Genomic DNA, 18,387 nt, shown 5'->3' on the forward strand with positions numbered 1-18,387 from the left:
ACCGAACTAATCTTTCTCGCAGCGCGAGCAAATGCGTTCGCCGCCAACGTGATCCGGCCTTTCCGGGTCACTCGACCGCTTGCGGGTCGGCATCGACAGGTCGCGCTCCGACCGGACCGGACAGGCTCGCCCGACGCAGATCCGGCCTGCGCAGCGTCAGGGCAACCACCGCGACGACACAGACCAAGCCGCCGACCACGGGCACCGCGGCCGTCGGCAGAACACGCGAGAGCACCCCCGCCGCCATGTTCCCCACACTCGGAGCGACGGTTCCCTGCGCCAGCCACAGGCTGCCGACCCTGCCCTGCAATCGATCCGGCGTGCGCTGCTGCATCAGCGCTCGACGCAGAATCTCCGACGTGGTGTCCGCCAGACCCGCGAAGACCAAGGCCACCAAGACAACCCACAGCGATGCCGTGAGGCCGACGCAGGCGATCGCCACACCCCAGACCACGACCACGCCGGTGAGCACCACCCCCGTCGCGCGAACCCGCCCGGCCCAACCGCTGACGAACGCCGCCAGCAGCGCACCGGCGGCGGGCGCGGAGTACAGCAGCCCCACCGTTTGCGGACCACCACCGAAGTGTTCGGTCGCCAGCTCCGGGAACAAGGCGTACGGCATGGCGAAAACCATTGCCAGGGTATCGATCAGCAGAATGCCGCTGAGCACCCGATCGCGTCGGACGAACGAAATCCCTTCGGCGATGGAGCGGATCGGACGCCGCTCCCCCGCTGCCTCCGGCGGCGGCACCGGAGCGAGGAAACACAGCAGCACCGCGCTGATCACGAAGCAGAGGGCATCGAGAGCGAAGCACACCGCCAACCCCGGTCCGGCGGCGATCACCCCGGCCAGCACCGGCCCGATCACCGCACCGAATTGGATCGAGAGGGCGGTCAACGCGGCCGCGGCGGCCAACCGCTCGGGGCCGACCAGAGCGGGCACGAGGGCCATCAGCGCGGGACCACCGAGACCGTTGATTCCGCCGGCCAGCACGGCCGCCACGTAGACGACCCACAGGTGCGGAGCGGGCAGGGCCGCATTGACAGCGAGCCCGACGAAGACGGCCACCACCGCCGCACGCGTGGCGACGGCGATCGTGCGCCGATCGGCCAGGTCGGCGACCACGCCGCCGGTCAGCATGCCGACGAGCAGCGCCACCCCGAAGACCAATCCCACCGCACCGACCTGGACCGAGGAGCCGGTGAGCTGATAGACCTGCACGTTCACAGCCACTACGGTGAGGTGCGTGCCCAGCATCGAAATCGCCTGCGCCGCAAGGACGAACCGGAATTCGGGTGCCGCACGCAGCGGTCCCACATCGATGACCACATCCCCCAACCGCACAGGCACCTCCAGCACTCGAGATACGGTGTGGTGAGCCTAACCTAAATTCTGTGGTATCAAAGGGTTCTCGATCCGCCGCATCGACATCGTTGGGCAGATCGGCTTCGAGTCCGGCGGAATCCGGATGCGTACGAGAGGAATACACGGATGCGGCGCAGTGAGTCGAGCGCCCAGGCCGCGACGGCCGATTCCGGCACCGCGCCCACGCAGGTGGAGCGCGCCGCGGCCACCCCTCGCCGACGCACCCGCACGCTCCAGATCGTCGCGCTCATGGTCCTGCTCGGTTCGAGCTGTGTGCTGAGCCTGTGCATCGGCGCCAAACCGATTCCGCTCGACGCGGTATGGAACGCGCTGGTCGCGCCGACCGGCATCGAGGACGACATGATCGTGCGGGAGCTGCGTGCTCCCCGTACGGCGATCGGCGCACTGGTCGGCGCGGCCCTCGGCCTGGCGGGGGCGCTCACCCAGGGCCATACGCGCAACCCGATCGCCGATCCCGGAATCCTCGGAATCACCCACGGCGCGGGCCTGGCCATCGTGCTGGCGACCTACGCGCTCGAGATCACCAGCCTGCACAGCTTCATCTGGTTCGGCTTCGCGGGAGCCGCCCTCGGCGCGGTCACGGTGTTCGCCGTCGGTTCGGCGGGCAGGGGCGGGCCGACACCGCTGACTCTGGTTCTGGCGGGCGCCGCGATCAGCGCACTGCTGCAAGCGATCACCTTCGCGGTCGTCCTGCTCGACCAGCGCAGTCTGGACGCATTCCGGTTCTGGAAGGTGGGATCGATCGCGGTCGCCGGGTTCCCCCTGGTGCTCCAGGTACTGCCGTTCCTGGTGATCGGCCTGGCGCTCGGCCTCGCAGGCGCGTCCGGATTGAACGCGCTGGCTCTCGGCGACGACGTGGCCCGCTCCCTCGGCCACCATGTGCAGGGCGTGCGCGTTCTCGGCATCCTCGCGATCACGATCCTGGTCGGTGCGAGCGTCGCCGTCTGCGGCCCGATCGGCTTCGTCGGCCTCATTGTTCCGCACGTGGTCCGCGTGTTCACCGGTCCGGACCATCGCTGGCTGCTGCCCTTTTCGGCCCTGGCCGGTGCCATGCTGGTGCTGCTGGCCGACACCGTGGGGCGCGTCGTCGCGCGACCGGGAGAGATCGAGGTCGGGGTCATGTTGGCGCTGATCGGCGCACCGTTCTTCATCGTCCTGGTGCGTCGGCGAAAGCTGGTCCGACTGTGAAGCAGCCCCCGCGCACCGGTGTCGCCGCGCAGGCGCGGCTCGTTCCCCCACGGCCCGCGCTACGAATCGGTGCGCTCTCCATGGCTTTTCGTCTGCGGCCACTGCTGCTCGTGCTCGTCGCCGCGCTCGTGCTCGTAGTCCTGTTCGTGGTCAACCTCGGCGTCGGCGCGTTCACGCTGTCCCCGGCCGAGGTCGTGCGGGTCCTGCTCGGCGGCGGCCATCCGGCTGATCGGCTCGCGGTCCTGGAACTACGCCTGCCGCGGGCGGTCGCGGCCCTGCTGGTGGGCGCGGCACTCGGCCTGTCCGGCGCGATCGTGCAGACGGTCGCGCGGAATCCACTGGCCAGCCCCGACATCCTCGGTGTCACCTGGGGCGCGGGCGCGGCGGTCACCGCGGCCATCGTCTTCGGCGGCACCGCGGGTGGCCTGCTCGGTACGACCGGACTTCCCGCGGTGGCGCTGGCAGGCGGCCTGCTCGCCGGGCTGGTCGTGTTCGGGCTCACCTACCGTGACGGACTGGACTCGCTGCGGCTGCTCCTGGTGGGCGTGGGAGTCATGGCGATCGCCTCGAGCATCACCGTGTGGCTGCTCAGCGCCGGCGAGGTGGAGGACGCCAGCCGGGCCCTCATCTGGCTGACCGGCAGCCTCAACGGCCGCGGCTGGGACGACGCCCTCCCCCTCGCGATCACCCTCGCGATCCTCGTGCCACCGACGCTGATCGGGTCACGCACCCTCGACGCCCTGCAATTCACCGATGACACCGTCCGTGCCATCGGCGTGCGCCTGACACCCGCACGCGGTGTGTTGCTCTCGGCCGCCGTGGTCTTCGCCGCGGTCGCGACAGCGGTCGCCGGACCGATCCAGTTCGTCGCGCTGTGCGCACCCCAGATCTCGTTGCGCCTGGCACGGCTACCGCGCCCACCGCTCGTGCTGTCGATGTTGCTCGCCGCGATACTCGTCCTGGCCGCGGACATGATCTCCCGCACCGCATTCGGTACCGCGGAATTGCCGGTCGGCATCATCACCGCGGTACTCGGCGCCCCCTATCTCATCTACCTCGTTATGCGACGGCACCGCGGCGACACTGTCTGAGGTCGTTGATTAGGTTGCATGACGTTACGTCACAATCCGCAGCGGGTTTTCGACCAGTTCCTTCAGACTTGCCAGGAATTGGGCCGCCACGGCGCCGTCGATCGCGCGGTGGTCCGCGGACAGGGTCACGCGAAGGATCTTGCGGGCGACCACTTCGCCGCCATCGAGGCGTAGTTCGTCGGCCGCCGCCCCGACCGCGAGGATCGCGGACTCGGGCGAGTTGATGACCGCGGTGAATTGCTCGATGCCGAACATGCCGAGGTTGGAGATGGTGAAGGTGCCACCCGACATCTCCTCTGCCCGGAGCTTGCGATCGCGGGCGCGGGTGGCCTTGTCACGGCTCTCGGTCGCGATCTCGGAAACACTCTTGCGGTCCGCGTCACGGATCACCGGAACGAGCAGACCGGCCGGGGTAGCGACCGCGACGCCGAGGTGGATTCCCTTGTGACGCAACAGCTTGTCACCCGCGAAGCTGACGTTGATCGAGCTGTTCTTCCGCAGCGCGACCGCGACCGCCTTGACGAGCAGATCGTTCACACTGACCTTGCTGTCGCCCGCCGCGTCCAGCGTCGCGTTGATCCGCACCCGGAAGGCGAACAGCTCGGTCACGTCGATCGCGCTGGTCACGTAGAAGTGCGGTGCCTGCTGCTTACTCTCGGTGAGCCGAATCGCGGAGACACGCTGGATGTTCGTCAGCGCGACCTCCTCGAACCCCCCTGATGCCGGAACATGTTGTGGCGAAACCACATTCGCGTCAGCTGAGGACGCAGTGATGACGGCAGCCTCGGCGGCGCTGACGCTGTGGGCCGCCTCCACGTCGTTTCTCGTGATCCGCCCGCCTGGACCGGTGCCGACGACAGCGGCGATATCGATCTGCAACTCGCGTGCGATCTTGCGGGCGAGTGGCGAGGACTTGACCACCGCGGTCCGGCCAAGGCCTGGCGCGTTGTCACTGCTCGAACCGCGCTGTGGCGCAACGACCGGTGCAGTCGAGCCGGTCTCGGACAGGGCTGCGCCGGATGCGCCGATCGACGTCGCACCCCCGATCGCGGAATCCGCAGATACCGCACCCGAAGTGCTGCCGTCCCCAACGATCGCGATCGGTTCGCCGATCGGCACACGAACGCCCGGCTCGGCGAGGATCTTCTCGAGGACGCCGTCGTCGTAGGCTTCGAGCTCCATCAGAGCTTTGTCGGTCTCGATTTCGGCGACGATCTCACCGCGGGTGATCTGGTCACCCACCTTCTTGAGCCAGGCGGAGACAACGCCGTCTTCCATGGTGTCGGAGAGCCGGGGCATGATGATGTCGGGCATTACGTGTGTCCTTCGTCTTCCCAGTTCTCAGCGCCGACGACCGACGGCCGCCAGGGTTTCCGTCACCGCGGTGTAGAGCGATTCCGCGGACGGCAGGGCCAGCTTCTCCAGCGGCTTGGCATAGGGCAGCGGGACTTCGGCCATCGCGACGCGGCGAACCGGGGCGTCGAGATAGTCGAACGCGCCATCGGAGATCGATGCCGCGATCTCCGCGCCGATACCGTAGGTGAGCCAGTCGTCCTCGCCGATGACCGCGCAACCGGTCTTGCGGACCGAGGCCACGATGGTGTCGCGGTCCAGCGGACGCAGGCTGCGCAGGTCGATCACCTCCACCGAAACACCCTCGGCGGCAAGGCGTTGCGCGACTTCGGTGGCGACGGTGGCCATGCGGGAATAGCCGATCAGCGTGATGTCGGTGCCCTCTCGGGTGACCGCCGCCTTGCCGATCTGAACAGGTGGAAGATCTTCGGGAACTTCACCTTTGGTGTTGTACAGCGACAGGTTCTCCAGGAACAGCACAGGATCGTCGTCGGAGATCGCGGCCTTGAGCAACGCCCGCGCATCCGCGGGTGTGCTGGGTGCCACGACCTTCAGACCGGGCACGAAGGCGTAGTACAGCTCGATATTCTGCGAATGCGTCGCCCCGAGTTGTTGACCGCCGCCACCGGGCGTCCGGATCACCATGGGCACATTGGTCTGCCCGCCGAACATGCCGTAGATCTTCGCGGCATGATTGACGATCTGGTCGAGTGCGAGCAGCGAGAAGTTGATCGTCATGATCTCCACGACCGGACGCAACCCCAGCATCGCGGCACCGATCGCGGCACCGACGAAACCTTCCTCGGCGATGGGCGTATCGCGCACCCGCTTCTCACCGAACTCCTCGAGCAGACCGGCGGTGATCTTGTAAGAGCCTTCGAAGACGCCGATCTCCTCACCGATCAGAAAAACGTCGTCATCGCGTCGCATCTCTTCGCGCAGGGTCTCGCGCAGCGCTTCGCGATAGGTCATGACAGGCACAGTGGGAGTCCTCAGTGGGTGAAGAGCGGATCGGCGGGCAGACGGCGGGAATCGCCCGGCACGGGGGTGGCGTAGGTGTAGTCGAACAGGCTCGACGGCTCCGGATGCGGGCTCGAGTCGGCGAATTCGACGGCGGCGGCGACCCCGTCGGCCACCTCGCGGTCGAGATCGGCCAGCGACTGTTCGGTCAGCACCCCGGCGGCGAGCAGACGCTGCTCCCACAGCACGATCGGATCGTGCTCGCGAGCCGTGGCGACCGTGTCGGTGCTGCGGTACTTGGCCGGGTCGACGACCGAGTGGCCCTTGAGTCGATAGCTCACCGCTTCGAGCAGTGCGGGTTTGCCTTCGCGGCGGGCGTCTTCGATGAGTTCGCTCGCCAGGTCGCGCACGGCGAGCACATCGGTGCCGTCGACCCGCTCGCCGCGCATGCGATAGGCGGCGGCGCGCTTCCACAGATCCGGTTCGGCCGAGGACTTCTCGACGGTGGTGCCCATGCCGGTCTGGTTGTTGATCACCAGGAACACCACCGGCAGCCGCCACAGCGCCGCGATATTGAGCGACTCGTGGAAGGCGCCGATGTTGGTGGTGCCCTCCCCCATCTGGCACACCACTACGTCGTCGCCGTCGTTGTAGTCGATGGCCAGCGCCGCGCCGATGGCCAGGGGAACCTGTCCGCCCACGATGGCGTAGCCGCCGAGGAGACGAGTCGCGGTGTCGTACATGTGCATCGAGCCACCCCAGCCCTTCGAGGTGCCGGTGGTGCGGCCGTAGAGTTCGGCCATCACGCGACCCGGCTCGATGCCCTTGGCCAGTGCGTATCCGTGTTCGCGATAGTTGGTGAACAGGTAGTCGGTGGGGCGCATCGCGGCACCAAGGCCGACAACGGTGGCTTCTTCACCGAGATTGAGATGGCAGTAGCCGCCGATCTTGGCCTGCTGGTAACTCTGCGCGGTGCGCTCCTCGAAGCGTCGCACGAACAGCATGTCGCGGTAGAGACCACGAAGGGTCTCGGGATCTTCCGCCGCGACAGCGGATTCGACGTCCGTCGCGGGTTCGGTGGTCTTCGTCGGCTTGCGGGTCGGCTTGCTCCGCGCGGTGGTCGTGGTCATGGTCGAGCTCCTCAACGCTTGCGTGGCGCGATGTGTACCGGCAGTCCGAGTCCGGCCATGGCCGCCTCCATACCGATCTCGCCGAGAGTGGGGTGGGCGTGAATGGTGTCGGCCAGCTCGTCGAGTGTGGCTTCCAGCGAGATCGCGAGCGCGCCCTCGGCGATCAGATCGCTGGCAGAGGGACCGATGATGTGCACGCCGAGCACTTCCTGATGTACCTGCCCCGCAACGATTTTGATGAACCCCTCGGTCTCCCCGAAGGTCTTGGCCCGGCCCAGTGCCGCGAACGGGAACTTGGCGGTGATCACCTCGTGGCCGGCCGCGCGGGCGGCATCTTCGGTGAGACCGACGCTGGCGATCTCCGGGTGGGTGAACGTCGCGGCCGGAATGACCGCGTAGTCGATGTGGGCATCGTGCCCGGCGATCACCTCCGCCGCGGCGATGCCCTGATGTGAGGCGACGTGGGCCAGCAGGGCCCGCCCGGTCACATCACCGATCGCGTACACGTGCTCGGCCCCGGTCCGCAGTCGATCGTCGACCTCGATGAAACCGCGTGCGTCCGTGGCTATTCCGGCCACGTCGAGGCCGAGTTCAGCGGTGTTCGGCCGTCGCCCGACGCCGACCAGCACGACGTCAGCGTCGAGGTCCTGTGCCGCCGGACCGCCGACCGACACCCGCAGCGCGTCGCCCTCGGTGATGGCGGTGACCGTGGCGCCGGTAAGGACGGTGATGCCGCGTTTGCGGAACGACCGGCCGAGCGCGTCACCGATCTCCTTGTCCTCCAACGGAACCAGGCGGTCCTGCATCTCCACGACCGTGACCTGGCTGCCGAACGTGGCGAACAGGCTGGCCCATTCCGCCCCGACCGCGCTGCCGCCGATGATCACCAACCGTCGCGGCACCTCGGTCAGCCCGAACGCGCCATCGGAGGTGACGACACCGGGCAATCCCGCGCCCGGGATCGGCAGCTGTGCGGGCACCGAGCCGGTCGCGACGATCACGTCGCGCGCGCTCACCCGGCGCACCGCGTTTCCCGCAGCGGCGGCGTAGCGGGGACCACCGTCGAAGATCGGTGAGGCGCCGACCTCGTGTACCTCCACGACGGTCGGTTCGACGAAGCGGGCATGGCCCTCGATCACCGTGACCCCGTTGGCCTTCAACAGGCCCGCGACACCATCGGTCAGCTCTTTGACGATGCCGTCTTTGCGTTGCCGCACCGCGGCGAAGTCGTAGCGCACATTATCGGCAAGGACACCGAATTCCGCTGCGGTGGTGAGGGTCTGGAAGACCTCCGCCGAGCGGAGCATCGCTTTGGTGGGGATACAACCCCAGTTCAGGCACACACCGCCGGGGCGCTCCTTCTCCACAACACAGACCTGCAGGCCGCGTTGCGCGGCACGGATGGCGGCCACGTATCCGCCCGGTCCACCACCGATCACCAATAGATCGAATTCCGGCACTCGTGGTGCTCCTCAGCTCGAACGATCAAACCCATCCACGGTCGTGGCTTGGATCATCTGTCGAGTCTCACGGTCCACAAATGCACAAACAACCAGCCGACAGCCCAGAATTCGAGGCTCGAAAGTGGGCGCAGCGCCCAATCGGTTGCGGTGATGTGGCACTCAGCCGGGTGTACTCACGCCCAGCTCCAGCGCGGCCAAGGCGAGGGAAAGCTCCAGGTAGGACCGCTGTCCTTCCAGCCGCCGACCCAGCAGCGAGGAGATCCGCTGTAGCCGGTTGATCACGGTGTTGCGATGGCAGTGCAGCCGCGGCGCGGCATTGGCCGCCGAGCAGTTCTCCTCCAGCCAGACCGCCAGGGTGCGCAACAAGATCTCGTGCTCCTTCGCCGGGAGTTCCAGCACCGGGCCGAGGGTGCGCGCGACCATCAGCGCGGTCAGGTCGGGCGAGCGCAGCAACAGTGCCTCCGGGTAGCGCTGCTCCAACGACACCAAACCCCGGGCTTCCCCCGGCAAGGTCTCCAAGCCGAGCATCGCCAGCGCATGCCCCGTCTCGACGTGCGCCAATCCCTGCACCACCGGCGATGCCGCTGCCCGGCCCCGGATCCGGCTCCGCACCTGGGCAAGCACAGCGGAGCCGTCCCGCTGCTCGAGCGAGACCAGCCCCACCACGGTGTCGACGCGATCGTGCCAGACCGACCGAATCCCCAAGGCCGCCAACGCGGTCTCGGTGCCGATCTCCACATTCGGACGGTCGCCGCGCACCGCGACCACCAGGTACCCGCCGTGCGCGGGCAAGTTCAGCTCCCGGGCCGCACGCGCGGCGAACGTCGCGTCGCGCGCACTGCCTGCGAGCAGATCCTCGATCAACCCGTGCCGACGACGCTCGTCGCGACGTACCTGCTCCAGTTCGGTGCTGCGATAGGAGGTGACCAGCGCCGACGACATGCCGTCGATCGCCGACCAGGTGGCCACCCCGATCTTGCGAACCTCGCCCGGCGGGAGCTCGCCCGCCCTGTCGAGTAGCGCCTCCCACACGATCTGACCGCCGAGCCGGAACGTCCGCAACATGACCTCCAGCGGCACGCCCTGCGCCGCGCGATTGCGGCCGATGGCGGCGGCGACATCGTCGCGGTTCGGGCCGGTCACGTCGCCGGCGACAATATCGAGCACCCTGGTCAGATAGCGGCAGCACGCATGGCGCAGGTCGTCCCGGCTGACCGGCGAATAGTCGGTCCACTCAGGAATGTCGGTGAAGATCGCGGCGATCAGCTGCCGGGTCAGCCCGGGAATCTCGGTTCGGCACGCGGCCACCAACTCCCTGGTGCCCGCCGAGGGCGGGGTGTGCTTGGGTCTCGCGGCCATACCGCTAGACGCTACGCATTCGGTGAGCTACCTTCCCCAAACCCTCCGCGATGGCGGTGAGCTGCTCGGGGGTCAGCACATCGATGAAGGCCTCGCGGACGAGACCGACATGGCCAGGGGCCGCGTGCCGCAGGGCATCGCGACCGGCATCGGTGAGCCTGGCATTGACGCCCCGGATATCGGTGGGACACAACTCGCGCTGGACCAGCCCGGCCTTCTCCAGCTGGCCGATCTGATAGGTCAGCCCGCTCTTGGAGTTGAACAGGGCATCGGCGAGTTCGCTCATGCGCAGTAGCCCGCCCGGTGCCGCGTCGAGACGGACGAGCACCTCGTACTGGACGTGGGAGAGCCCGGCGTCGTTCTTGAGCTGAGCCTCGATCTGCCGGTTCAGCAACGACCACCCGGCGATGAGGGCATGCCAGGCGCGGCTCTCGTCCTCGTTCAGCCACCTCGGTTGATCCATTACCCCAGTGTAACCCACATTGTTCAAATTCGAATAATGATGTACCTTCGACTATGTAGTTCAAATTCGAACAACATGACCGGAGGGTGAGAGAAGAACATGAACGCAGACAACGCCACCCGGATGCCGGTGCTCTACCTCTCCCACGGTGCGCCGCCGCTGGCCGACGATCCGATCTGGCCGGGCCAGCTCGCCGCCTGGTCCGCCCAGCTACCCGAACCCACCGCCGTCCTCATGATCTCGGCCCATTGGGAGGACGCGCCGATCACTCTCGGCGCCACCACCACCGTGCCGCTCGTGTACGACTTCGGCGGCTTCCCGCAGCACTATTACGAGGTCACCTATCCCGCGCCCGGAGCGCCGGAACTGGCCGAGAAGGTGCGCAAACTCCTCCGCGGCCCCGGCCGATCGGTGCAGGACGCCGCGCACCGAGGACTCGATCACGGCGCCTACGTGCCACTGGTGGAGATGTACCCGGACGCACAGGTACCGGTCCTGCAGATGTCGATGCCGACGCTGGACCCCGTCGGGCTCATGGAGATCGGCCGGAAACTGGCGCCACTACGAGACGAGGGCGTACTGATCGTCGGGAGCGGGTTCTTCACCCACAATCTGCGCGCGCTGACCCATGACGGCTCGGTGCATCCGGTGATGACCGAGTTCGACGACTGGGGCAACCGCGCCCTGGCCGCAGGCGACATCGACACGCTGCTCGACTTCGAAGACAAAGCCCCCGAATCACGATTGGCGCATCCGCGCACCGAACACTTCGCCCCGCTGTTCGTCACACTGGGCGCGGGCGCCGACGACATCGCCACCCAGCGCACCGTCATCGACGACTTCTGGCTGGGTTTGTCCAAACGCTCCATCCAGCTCGGCTGACCGGCCGCGGCCGCGTCAGCCGCGTTTCCGGGCGAGCTGAAGCAGGCTCGGGTCGTGGGCGTTGACAAGGAGCAGGCCCGAATCGGGCTCCTGCCATAGCTCGGAGAGTCGCTGATGGTTGGCCTTAACCCGGTTCCAATCGTGAGCGATGAAGCGTTCCATCGTGGTGAGAGCGGTGGGCACTTTCCCGGTTCCGTCGATCTGGCCGGGATGATAGAAGGCGTCGCCGACGTGAAAGACCCAGTGGTCGCCTGCGTCGACAGCGACCGCGGCGTGGCCGCGCGAATGTCCGGGCAAGCTGATCAGGACGATGCCGGGAGCAATTTCGGCGAGCTCCTCGGCCCCGGGGAAACCGCGCCAGGTCTCGCTTCGGGCAGGGGTGTGTTCGACGATGCTCGGGCCGTGCGCCCGATGCGACGACAGATACCGCCCGCGCTCGACAACTCCCGTGGGGTGGACGGCTGCCGCGTTCTCAGCGGCGGTGAGATGAACCCTCGCCCAAGGGAAGTCCGACAGCCCTCCGGTGTGATCGGCGTCGAAATGGGTGAGCACGACGTGGCGAACGTCGTGCGGGTCGAAGCCCAGTCGCCGAATCTGGGTGATGGCCGCTTCCGCCTCATCGAAAACCGGCCGGACATAGAACCGGGCGGGGCCGAATCGCGCGGCCGGGTCGGCGATATCTCGGAGGCCGAACCCGGTGTCGACCAGGACTAGGCCGTTGGGGGTTTCGACGAGCAGGACATGGCAGACCAGTCCGGCAGGGGTTGCCCAGGGCCGCATGGTGCCGCAATTGAGATGGTGGATCTTCATCCGAGTGCCTCGAGCATGGCGGCCTGCGCGGCGGGGTCCCCGCCGATGAGTGCCGCGTCGATCTCCTGGATCGGGTTGCTGCCGTCCCAGTTCGCGGCGGCGAGTTTGATCAGGTCGAAGATGAACTTCTTCGAGCCGCCGAGGTCTGAGATCTCGATGACCGTGCCCGGATGATGCTCGGTCTGCAGGTACGCGAACCGTCCGTCCGCACCACCGATCTGGCCTTCCTGGCCGACGGTGAAACCGGCGGCGAGTGCCCGGTCGTAGAGCTCCTGGAAGTTCTCGGACCAGTAGGCGACGTGCTGGACGCCCTCGTGGCCTGCGTCGAGGAAGTCGCGATACATCGACGGGGCGTCGTTGACCGGGGTGATGAGCTCGATCTGGATGTCTCCGCTGTTGGCGACTGCCACGTCCATCGCCATGTCGGCGGGTTCACCACGGTAGGTGAAGTTCGTGGGCGTAACTCCCTTCAAGTAGAACCAGGGACCGATGCCGCAGGCAGCGAATTGCCGCATCGAGGCTTCGATGTCACGCACGACGTAGCCGATCTGGGCAATGCTCCCCCACATATTCGCCGTAGCGCTGGGGCCGGGCGGGGTGCTGGTGTGGGCGTCGGCGAAGGACAGGACGACTTTTCCGGTGGCCGCGTTCGCTCGGAGTCGGTCTGCCGCGGTCTTCGCCTCACCGGCAGTGTGAACACTGTCGAGATGCGCAGTGATCCGACCGTCCCGGACCGCCGGCAGTACTTCCGGGACGAGCGCCTGGACAACGTCGCCGAGCTCTGACCTGGTGCGGATGCTGAAGGTGGTGCCGATGAGTTTCTGCCGCCGGAAGGCGATGGTGTCCAGATTCAGCTCGGTCGCCGCGCCTGCGAGACGGCCGATGCTGACGATCCGTCCGCCGACGGCGGTGGCCGCGGGCAGCTGGGCGAACAGGTCGCCACCGACATGGTCGAGGGTGATGTCGGCGCCTCGGCCGTTCGTCGCCTCGAGAACGGATTCGACGAGGTCCCCGTTCGTGGTATCGACGGTGACGTCCGCCCCGGCGGCCACCAAGGCGCCCCGCTTGTCCTCGGTGGTGGTCGTGGCGATCACTGTTTCCGCGCCGAGAGCCTTGGCGAGCTGGATTCCCACGAGTCCGATCGAGCTGGTGCCGCCGACGATCAGAACGGTATCGCCCGGCTCGAATCCGGCCTGGGTGACCAGGGCATCGTGCTCGGTGATGAGCCCGACCGGCAACGTCGCGGCCTCGTCGAAGCTGAGGCGATCCGGAATCGGGACGAGCATTCGGGGGTGGCATAGGGCGTAGTCGGCGAACGCGCCCGCGGTGATGCCCATGACCCGGGCCCCCACCGGAAGACCGGGGGCGAGCAGGCTGGACCGTTCGACGATGCCGGCAACCTCCATGCCCGCGGTGAAGGTGCCCGCGGTCTGACCGGCAGCGGTGTAGGTGCCGTCGAGAGCGTACAGATCCGCACGATTGAGACCGGCGGCCATCACCTGAACTCGGACCGCCCCCAATTGCTCCGGACGTTCGATCTCCTCGACAGTCCATTCGGGGCCGTTGCCGCCGATCAGCGCACGCATAGTCATGGTTGTGTTTCTCCTGGGTCGGTCAGTTGTCGAGATCGGGGGCAACGGTGTGAGTCAGGCGCGGGTCCGGCTCTGCGCCCGTCATGGCGAGCGCCCCCGCCACGACGCGGGCGAGCTTGAGCAGGTCGGCCGGGTTCTTCTTGTCCAAACCGGCGACGAGCTGTTTGAGAATGGTGAGCTGGTCGAAGTAGATGCGTTCGACGACAAGGTGCTCGTCGGCGTCGAAGAGGAAGTACGCGGTCATCCGGGTGCGGTGCCGGGAGCCGGTCGGTGGAATCTTGCCCAGCGGGCCCAGATGTGTTCCCAGCAACCAGAATTCGGCGATCACCGCGTCGTGGGCGTGACGGAAGGCGATGATCTCGTGGTCCTGGTCGGGGAAGGCGACCCGGGTGTCCTGGTAGTACTCGCGCACCTCCGCGTCGCCGTCGTGGACGGTCATCTGGGCGATGAGTTCGTAGTGCGGATGCGGAAACGTCGACAGGGTCGCGTCCCAGTCCTGGCGGACCTCGTCGTGGAAGTGATCGAGGACGAGCTTCTCGCGTGCGCGCAGCACGTGTTCGGGCGGCAGGGTGAAGCGTGACATGGCGAAACTCCTTCAGCCGTGGGTGAGTTGGCGATGGGCGAACGTCGGCGCCGTGCCCGGGTTGGTCCAGGAGGCCGTGAGTTCACTGGAGGGGAAGAACTGCAGGAACCGCCCGTCCCGCTGGCTGTGATCGATGAGGGTCTTCTCCAGGACGATCGAGTTGTATTGATCGGCAGTGGTTTCGATGGTGTTGGCGTTGAGCACGACCTCCTGCTGCCATGACCTCGCCCACGACGCCAGACCGGGCAGCTCGGAATGTTCGGGGGTGAGCGCCTCGGCGGCGATGACGTTCTCGCTGCTCGCCCAGATGCCGGTCGAGGTGTTCACCAGCAGACTCTGATTGCCGAACACATGACCGGGCGTCTTGACGACGGCGACGCCGGGCCCGAGCAGCACCGAACCGTCGATGGGCAGGAACGCCTCCGGTGGGACGTCGCGGTAGGTGGCTGGCTGGTACCAGGGCCGCTGCAGCGGATGGAGTTCGGCCATGCCGGCGAGCTCGTCGCGTTGCACGATCACCTTCGCGTTCGGGAAACTCGGCTTCGGATGCGCACCCAGGTCGTTCTGGTACCCAGTGGTTCCGACCCAGCGCCGCAGGTCCTGGGTGTGCAGGTGATCGAACATCAGGTAGTCGACGGCGTCGGGCGCGATGCCGAGACTGGCCAGATGGCCTAGAACCGTGCCGTGTTCGCGGACCATCTGTCGTTGAACGAGCTTCGGCGTGCGCTGGGTGAGGTTGTCGAAATACGGGGTGTACCTGCCGAGTTCGTGATCGGAGGGCTCGAACAGCAGCACTCGCGGCGTGCCGTCGGATTCGGTCCACCGGATCACCAGCATCCGGTTGGTGATCGAGAGGAACGGCGCCAGCGCCAGCGATGCCCGGAACAGCCCGAACCGGGTCGGGTACGGCAGCGTGATCAGGTCGCAGGTCGTCACGCTGTCCGGCATGCCCGTCGAGGGGAATTCGCGCCGGAATGCCGAGCCCTGCTCCCTGAGCAGGCGTAGCCGCGTGCCCGGCCCGCCGTCCGCGTCGGTCGGGAGGGTCAACGTATCGATCGGGGTGCCGATGCCCGGCAGATCCACCACGTCGGCCGAACTCCACGGAAATCGCATCGTCAGCTCCTTTATCCACAGTGTGGGTTTATTGCGGATCAGGCTATACCCACGGTGTGGATTTTTGCAATGGGTTCGGGCAAGATGAGGTCCATGACCGCCAGCGCGCCACGCCGAGGACGTCCGCCCAAGAACGAGCAGCAGCTCTCCCGAGCGGCGATCGTCGAGGCGACGTTGAAGGTGATCGATGCCGAGGGCGTCGCGGCGGTGAGCATGCGCGCGGTCGGGCGAGTCCTCGGAGTCGACGCCAAAAGCCTTTACCACCACGTCGACGGCAAGGACGGGCTACTCGATGCGGTAGCCGAGCACCTGCTGGGATCCATCGCCCTGCCGGATGCGACCGGCGACCTGCGAGCCGACCTCTGGGCGATCGCCATGGCGTTTCGTGAACGCGCCTTGGCTCACCCGCAAGCAGCGTCGCTGGTGCTCACCCGCCAGCTCGCGTCGTTCGAGGGGCTGGCCCCCATCGAGGCGGTTCTGAACATTCTCCACAACGCAGGGTGCACCCCCCGCGAATCCGTCCACCTGCTCCGAACGTTCGTCGCCACCCTCATCGGAACCCTGCTCAGAGAGGTCGATGCCGGGCCCACCTACGGCACCACCGACACCACCGCCATCGCCCGGCGCCAGGCAACCCTCGAGGGCAGCGAGCTCCCGGCGGTTGCCGCCGCCGCAGAACATCTCGCCCGATTCGACGGCGCCGAAGAGTACGAATTCGCAATGAACCTCGCGCTGGATGCACTCCTGTCACGACTCACTCAGCGTTGACGCTTGGCACGACGGGATTGCTGCTGCGGTTACGGCGGGGGTCACCGGTGGAGTTGGCCCACGGCGGCGTAAGCACTCAGATCCCACGCCGCGCGGTGTCGTGGCATAGCGAAAAGTGCACGTACCCCGTCACCGTCACTGGGGACGAGCGGCCACCGGTGTGGGGCGACCAGGCCCGGCGTGACGAATCGGTACCCGGTGAGCATGGCCGCGATCTCTTCGCGCCCGCGCGCGTGGTAATTGATCCCAGCACCGCGCAAAGTTCGGACGGCAGAATGGATCTCGTCGCCGTACACCTCGTCGGTGATGTGGGTGAACACCATCCACGTCCCTGCCGGGAGTCGGTCGGTCAACGCCGCGACCACGGCGGGGGCATCGCCGATCAGTTCCGCGGTACCCGACACGCACACCGCGATCGGCCTGGCCGTGTCCATCACAGCGGTGATATCGGCGAGGACGGTCGCAGTGTCGGTCACGTCGGTATCGGTGAAGAACCGGTTCGGTCCGGTCAGCAGGGCACGACCATACGTGGCGACGACGGGGTCGTTGTCGATATAGAGGGTCCGGGTGGTGCCGCTCCGGCGTTCGGCGATGTCGTGGATGTTCGGGGCGTGCGGGTAGCCGCACCCGATGTCGACGAACTGCGACACACCGTGACGGTCGATCAGGTACTCGACCGCGCGCAGGGTGAAACGGTGCGATTCGGTGATCGCGGGCGTGATCGCGTTCGTTGCCAGGGTGGTGGCTAGCGCGTGGTCGGCGGTGTAGTGGTCCTTCCCGCCGAGGATCGCGTTGTGGAGGCGTGCGGGGGTGGTCCGGTACGGGTCGATCAGTGCGGACGGGTCGGTGGTGGTCAGTGCAGGCTCCTGCCGCGTCTGGCATCGATGACGAACTCTGTTGCGGAGCAATGGATTCAGCATTCGGCGGAATGACGCCGATCTCCGCTCGATCGCGGCTGTCGAGCCCGCGATTCAGCTGAGCTGCTCGGCCGCGCTGAGTCCCTTTGCACCGCTGGTTGGTTCCATCCCGTCGACACGACGCCACAATTTGCCCGATGACGGCGGTCGCGGCCATTTCATGATGTGCATTGCCTCTCCCAACGTTCTTCCGCGCCGTCAGCGTGGAAGTCCCTTCAACGGCTTAGACGTCGCGGAGGTGGATTCGGTTCCCTTGCAATGGATATCGGTTCAGAGCCTCGCCGACGTTGCCATCACCGCCGAGATCCTGGGCGCACCCGCAGACTCGGTCACCCACGACGAGCTGATCGGAACCGCGGTGTTGGTGCGGGCGACCGAAGCTTGCGTGCCCACCCGACACCGATCGGGTTGTCGCACTTGAAAACAGTTGACCGTTCGGGACGGAACGGCGCGGAGCCTCAAGGGTGGGTGATCTCGACCGTGGGATGCCTAGTGGTGCAGGCGGCTCCAGTAGATGCTGGTCATGTAAGCCAATCTGACCGATTCCAAGGAACTCGATTCATGCGTAGCACCCGAACCACCTTTGCAGTTCCCATCATTGCCATTTTCGCGGCGCTCAGTATCTCGGCAGCCGTGCCGACTTCGGCTCAGGCAAAGCCGGTATCGCCGTCCGAACAATCCAAAGAGCAGAAGTGCGAGGACTACCGAAGGATGAGCAACGCCGCTTCGGACCGAGCCTCCGACGAGTACGCCGCAGGCAACATCGAAGAGTCCAAGAAATGGTCGGGGATGGCCGACGCCTGGTACGCACACGCGGTAAACCTCGGCTGCCGCTGGGCAACTTGGCGCGTGAGCGGCCCCGGCGACAGCCCCGACAACCCCCCAGCCGTGAGTCCGCAGCCTTGAAGAACTGAACCCCACATGCTGCTGGAAGTACCCGGATCGGCATAACCGTGCACTCCAACCGCCCGAGATCATGTCGAGCCGTTGATTTTCGGGCCTCCGGGATGACCGGTTCGAACCGCGCGCCCTAGCCGGACCAGAAGCAGACCAGGTCCTTCTTCACGTTGCCGACTGCGCGGAGGCACCAAGTAATGCGGCGGGCAGTCAGAGGTCCGATCCCTTGCGATGGTCCACTACTGAGTCCGGCCCGGGCGACATGATGGACTCCTGGCCGTTCTCGGCCCGTACCCGGTAGGGAGGCGTGCCGTCGGGGCCGAGCACTTCGACGATTTCGACAACGTGATCCTGTGCACCGACAACCCGGCCATGCGTGACCAGCCGGTCGCCCTTTGATGCCCGCATGAGTAGCCTCCTTGTCACCGTTC

At 66.8% G+C, this 18,387-nt stretch carries 18 protein-coding genes; 5 read left to right on the forward strand and 13 right to left on the reverse strand.

Annotated features, from left to right (window positions below; all coding sequences use genetic code 11):
• Nucleotides 1–67: 67 nt before the first annotated feature.
• The gene (gene entS, locus ACFWPX_RS08555; protein WP_378926856.1) at nt 68–1,360 is read right to left on the reverse strand and encodes an enterobactin transporter EntS; all 1,293 of its coding nucleotides are present in this window, start codon (nt 1,358–1,360) and stop codon (nt 68–70) included.
• A 132-nt stretch (nt 1,361–1,492) separates the two neighbouring features.
• Here entS and ACFWPX_RS08560 point away from each other — a divergent pair, with 132 nt between their 5' ends.
• Together ACFWPX_RS08560 and ACFWPX_RS08565 are read left to right on the forward strand one after the other, a co-directional pair.
• Nucleotides 1,493–2,575, forward strand: a complete 1,083-nt coding sequence (locus ACFWPX_RS08560) for a FecCD family ABC transporter permease (protein ID WP_378926857.1) — start codon at nt 1,493–1,495, stop codon at nt 2,573–2,575.
• On the forward strand, nt 2,572–3,666 hold the full coding sequence (locus ACFWPX_RS08565) for a FecCD family ABC transporter permease (RefSeq protein WP_378926858.1): 1,095 nt from the start codon (nt 2,572–2,574) through the stop codon (nt 3,664–3,666). Before ACFWPX_RS08560 ends, ACFWPX_RS08565 begins: the two co-directional genes overlap by 4 nt.
• 24 nt (nt 3,667–3,690) lie before the next feature.
• Here the strand turns inward: ACFWPX_RS08565 and ACFWPX_RS08570 are convergent, their stop codons facing one another.
• From ACFWPX_RS08570 to ACFWPX_RS08595, 6 genes are all read right to left on the reverse strand, one after another.
• The gene (locus tag ACFWPX_RS08570) at nt 3,691–4,980 is read right to left on the reverse strand and encodes a dihydrolipoamide acetyltransferase family protein (RefSeq protein ID WP_378926859.1); all 1,290 of its coding nucleotides are present in this window, start codon (nt 4,978–4,980) and stop codon (nt 3,691–3,693) included.
• Between the two features lie 27 nt (nt 4,981–5,007).
• Nucleotides 5,008–5,991 carry an alpha-ketoacid dehydrogenase subunit beta gene (locus ACFWPX_RS08575; protein ID WP_378918069.1) on the reverse strand — a complete coding sequence of 328 codons (984 nt, stop codon included), beginning with the start codon at nt 5,989–5,991 and terminating at the stop codon, nt 5,008–5,010.
• A gap of 20 nt (nt 5,992–6,011) precedes the next feature.
• Nucleotides 6,012–7,109, reverse strand: a complete 1,098-nt coding sequence (gene pdhA / locus ACFWPX_RS08580) for a pyruvate dehydrogenase (acetyl-transferring) E1 component subunit alpha (protein WP_378926860.1) — start codon at nt 7,107–7,109, stop codon at nt 6,012–6,014.
• A gap of 11 nt (nt 7,110–7,120) precedes the next feature.
• Nucleotides 7,121–8,569, reverse strand: coding sequence for a dihydrolipoyl dehydrogenase (lpdA, locus tag ACFWPX_RS08585; RefSeq protein ID WP_378926861.1), 1,449 nt, complete (start codon nt 8,567–8,569; stop codon nt 7,121–7,123).
• A 162-nt stretch (nt 8,570–8,731) separates the two neighbouring features.
• Nucleotides 8,732–9,931, reverse strand: a complete 1,200-nt coding sequence (locus tag ACFWPX_RS08590; protein WP_378926862.1) for a PucR family transcriptional regulator — start codon at nt 9,929–9,931, stop codon at nt 8,732–8,734.
• Nucleotides 9,932–9,935: 4 nt separating this feature from the next.
• Nucleotides 9,936–10,394, reverse strand: a complete 459-nt coding sequence (locus ACFWPX_RS08595; protein ID WP_378918077.1) for a MarR family winged helix-turn-helix transcriptional regulator — start codon at nt 10,392–10,394, stop codon at nt 9,936–9,938.
• A 123-nt stretch (nt 10,395–10,517) separates the two neighbouring features.
• Between ACFWPX_RS08595 and ACFWPX_RS08600 the strand changes: the two genes are divergently transcribed.
• A complete protein-coding gene (locus ACFWPX_RS08600; protein ID WP_378926970.1) occupies nt 10,518–11,276 on the forward strand; it encodes a dioxygenase in 759 nt (252 codons plus the stop codon).
• A 15-nt stretch (nt 11,277–11,291) separates the two neighbouring features.
• On the opposite strand, the gene ACFWPX_RS08605 is transcribed toward ACFWPX_RS08600, so the two are convergent.
• Genes ACFWPX_RS08605 through ACFWPX_RS08620 form a run of 4 tightly spaced genes read right to left on the reverse strand, consistent with a single transcriptional unit; the run spans nt 11,292 to nt 15,374 of the window.
• Complete coding sequence (locus tag ACFWPX_RS08605) at nt 11,292–12,086, reverse strand: MBL fold metallo-hydrolase (protein WP_378926863.1); 795 nt, start codon at nt 12,084–12,086, stop codon at nt 11,292–11,294.
• Nucleotides 12,083–13,678 carry a zinc-binding dehydrogenase gene (locus tag ACFWPX_RS08610; protein WP_378926864.1) on the reverse strand — a complete coding sequence of 532 codons (1,596 nt, stop codon included), beginning with the start codon at nt 13,676–13,678 and terminating at the stop codon, nt 12,083–12,085. The genes ACFWPX_RS08605 and ACFWPX_RS08610 overlap by 4 nt, the downstream gene beginning before the upstream one ends.
• A gap of 22 nt (nt 13,679–13,700) precedes the next feature.
• A complete protein-coding gene (locus ACFWPX_RS08615; RefSeq protein ID WP_378918083.1) occupies nt 13,701–14,261 on the reverse strand; it encodes an ester cyclase in 561 nt (186 codons plus the stop codon).
• Nucleotides 14,262–14,273: 12 nt separating this feature from the next.
• Entirely contained in the window at nt 14,274–15,374 is a 1,101-nt protein-coding gene (locus ACFWPX_RS08620; protein WP_378926865.1) for a hypothetical protein, read from the reverse strand.
• 93 nt (nt 15,375–15,467) lie between these two features.
• Between ACFWPX_RS08620 and ACFWPX_RS08625 the strand changes: the two genes are divergently transcribed.
• Nucleotides 15,468–16,142 (forward strand): TetR/AcrR family transcriptional regulator, encoded by a 675-nt coding sequence (locus ACFWPX_RS08625; RefSeq protein ID WP_378926866.1) that lies wholly within the window; start codon nt 15,468–15,470, stop codon nt 16,140–16,142.
• A gap of 41 nt (nt 16,143–16,183) precedes the next feature.
• Here the strand turns inward: ACFWPX_RS08625 and ACFWPX_RS08630 are convergent, their stop codons facing one another.
• A complete protein-coding gene (locus ACFWPX_RS08630; protein ID WP_378926867.1) occupies nt 16,184–17,050 on the reverse strand; it encodes an SAM-dependent methyltransferase in 867 nt (288 codons plus the stop codon).
• Between the two features lie 570 nt (nt 17,051–17,620).
• On the opposite strand from ACFWPX_RS08630, the gene ACFWPX_RS08635 reads away from it, so the two are divergent.
• A complete protein-coding gene (locus ACFWPX_RS08635; protein ID WP_378926868.1) occupies nt 17,621–17,965 on the forward strand; it encodes a hypothetical protein in 345 nt (114 codons plus the stop codon).
• A gap of 201 nt (nt 17,966–18,166) precedes the next feature.
• On the opposite strand, the gene ACFWPX_RS08640 is transcribed toward ACFWPX_RS08635, so the two are convergent.
• Nucleotides 18,167–18,364, reverse strand: a complete 198-nt coding sequence (locus tag ACFWPX_RS08640; RefSeq protein WP_378918092.1) for a DUF1918 domain-containing protein — start codon at nt 18,362–18,364, stop codon at nt 18,167–18,169.
• Nucleotides 18,365–18,387: the final 23 nt, after the last annotated feature.

The organism is Nocardia sp. NPDC058518 (assembly GCF_042719655.1).
In the GTDB taxonomy this organism is placed as follows: Bacteria; Actinomycetota; Actinomycetes; order Mycobacteriales; family Mycobacteriaceae; genus Nocardia.

What these genes read in the sequence shown, in the direction of transcription:
- ACFWPX_RS08560 (WP_378926857.1), top strand. Translation starts at nt 1,493, where the DNA reads ATGCGGCGCAGTGAGTCGAGCGCCCAGGCCGCGACGGCCGATTCCGGC.
- ACFWPX_RS08570 (WP_378926859.1), bottom strand. Translation starts at nt 4,980, where the DNA reads ATGCCCGACATCATCATGCCCCGGCTCTCCGACACCATGGAAGACGGC.
- ACFWPX_RS08575 (WP_378918069.1), bottom strand. Translation starts at nt 5,991, where the DNA reads ATGACCTATCGCGAAGCGCTGCGCGAGACCCTGCGCGAAGAGATGCGA.
- pdhA (WP_378926860.1), bottom strand. Translation starts at nt 7,109, where the DNA reads ATGACCACGACCACCGCGCGGAGCAAGCCGACCCGCAAGCCGACGAAG.
- ACFWPX_RS08590 (WP_378926862.1), bottom strand. Translation starts at nt 9,931, where the DNA reads ATGGCCGCGAGACCCAAGCACACCCCGCCCTCGGCGGGCACCAGGGAG.
- ACFWPX_RS08595 (WP_378918077.1), bottom strand. Translation starts at nt 10,394, where the DNA reads ATGGATCAACCGAGGTGGCTGAACGAGGACGAGAGCCGCGCCTGGCAT.
- ACFWPX_RS08600 (WP_378926970.1), top strand. Translation starts at nt 10,518, where the DNA reads ATGCCGGTGCTCTACCTCTCCCACGGTGCGCCGCCGCTGGCCGACGAT.
- ACFWPX_RS08605 (WP_378926863.1), bottom strand. Translation starts at nt 12,086, where the DNA reads ATGAAGATCCACCATCTCAATTGCGGCACCATGCGGCCCTGGGCAACC.
- ACFWPX_RS08610 (WP_378926864.1), bottom strand. Translation starts at nt 13,678, where the DNA reads ATGACTATGCGTGCGCTGATCGGCGGCAACGGCCCCGAATGGACTGTC.
- ACFWPX_RS08615 (WP_378918083.1), bottom strand. Translation starts at nt 14,261, where the DNA reads ATGTCACGCTTCACCCTGCCGCCCGAACACGTGCTGCGCGCACGCGAG.
- ACFWPX_RS08620 (WP_378926865.1), bottom strand. Translation starts at nt 15,374, where the DNA reads ATGCGATTTCCGTGGAGTTCGGCCGACGTGGTGGATCTGCCGGGCATC.
- ACFWPX_RS08625 (WP_378926866.1), top strand. Translation starts at nt 15,468, where the DNA reads ATGACCGCCAGCGCGCCACGCCGAGGACGTCCGCCCAAGAACGAGCAG.
- ACFWPX_RS08635 (WP_378926868.1), top strand. Translation starts at nt 17,621, where the DNA reads ATGCGTAGCACCCGAACCACCTTTGCAGTTCCCATCATTGCCATTTTC.
- ACFWPX_RS08640 (WP_378918092.1), bottom strand. Translation starts at nt 18,364, where the DNA reads ATGCGGGCATCAAAGGGCGACCGGCTGGTCACGCATGGCCGGGTTGTC.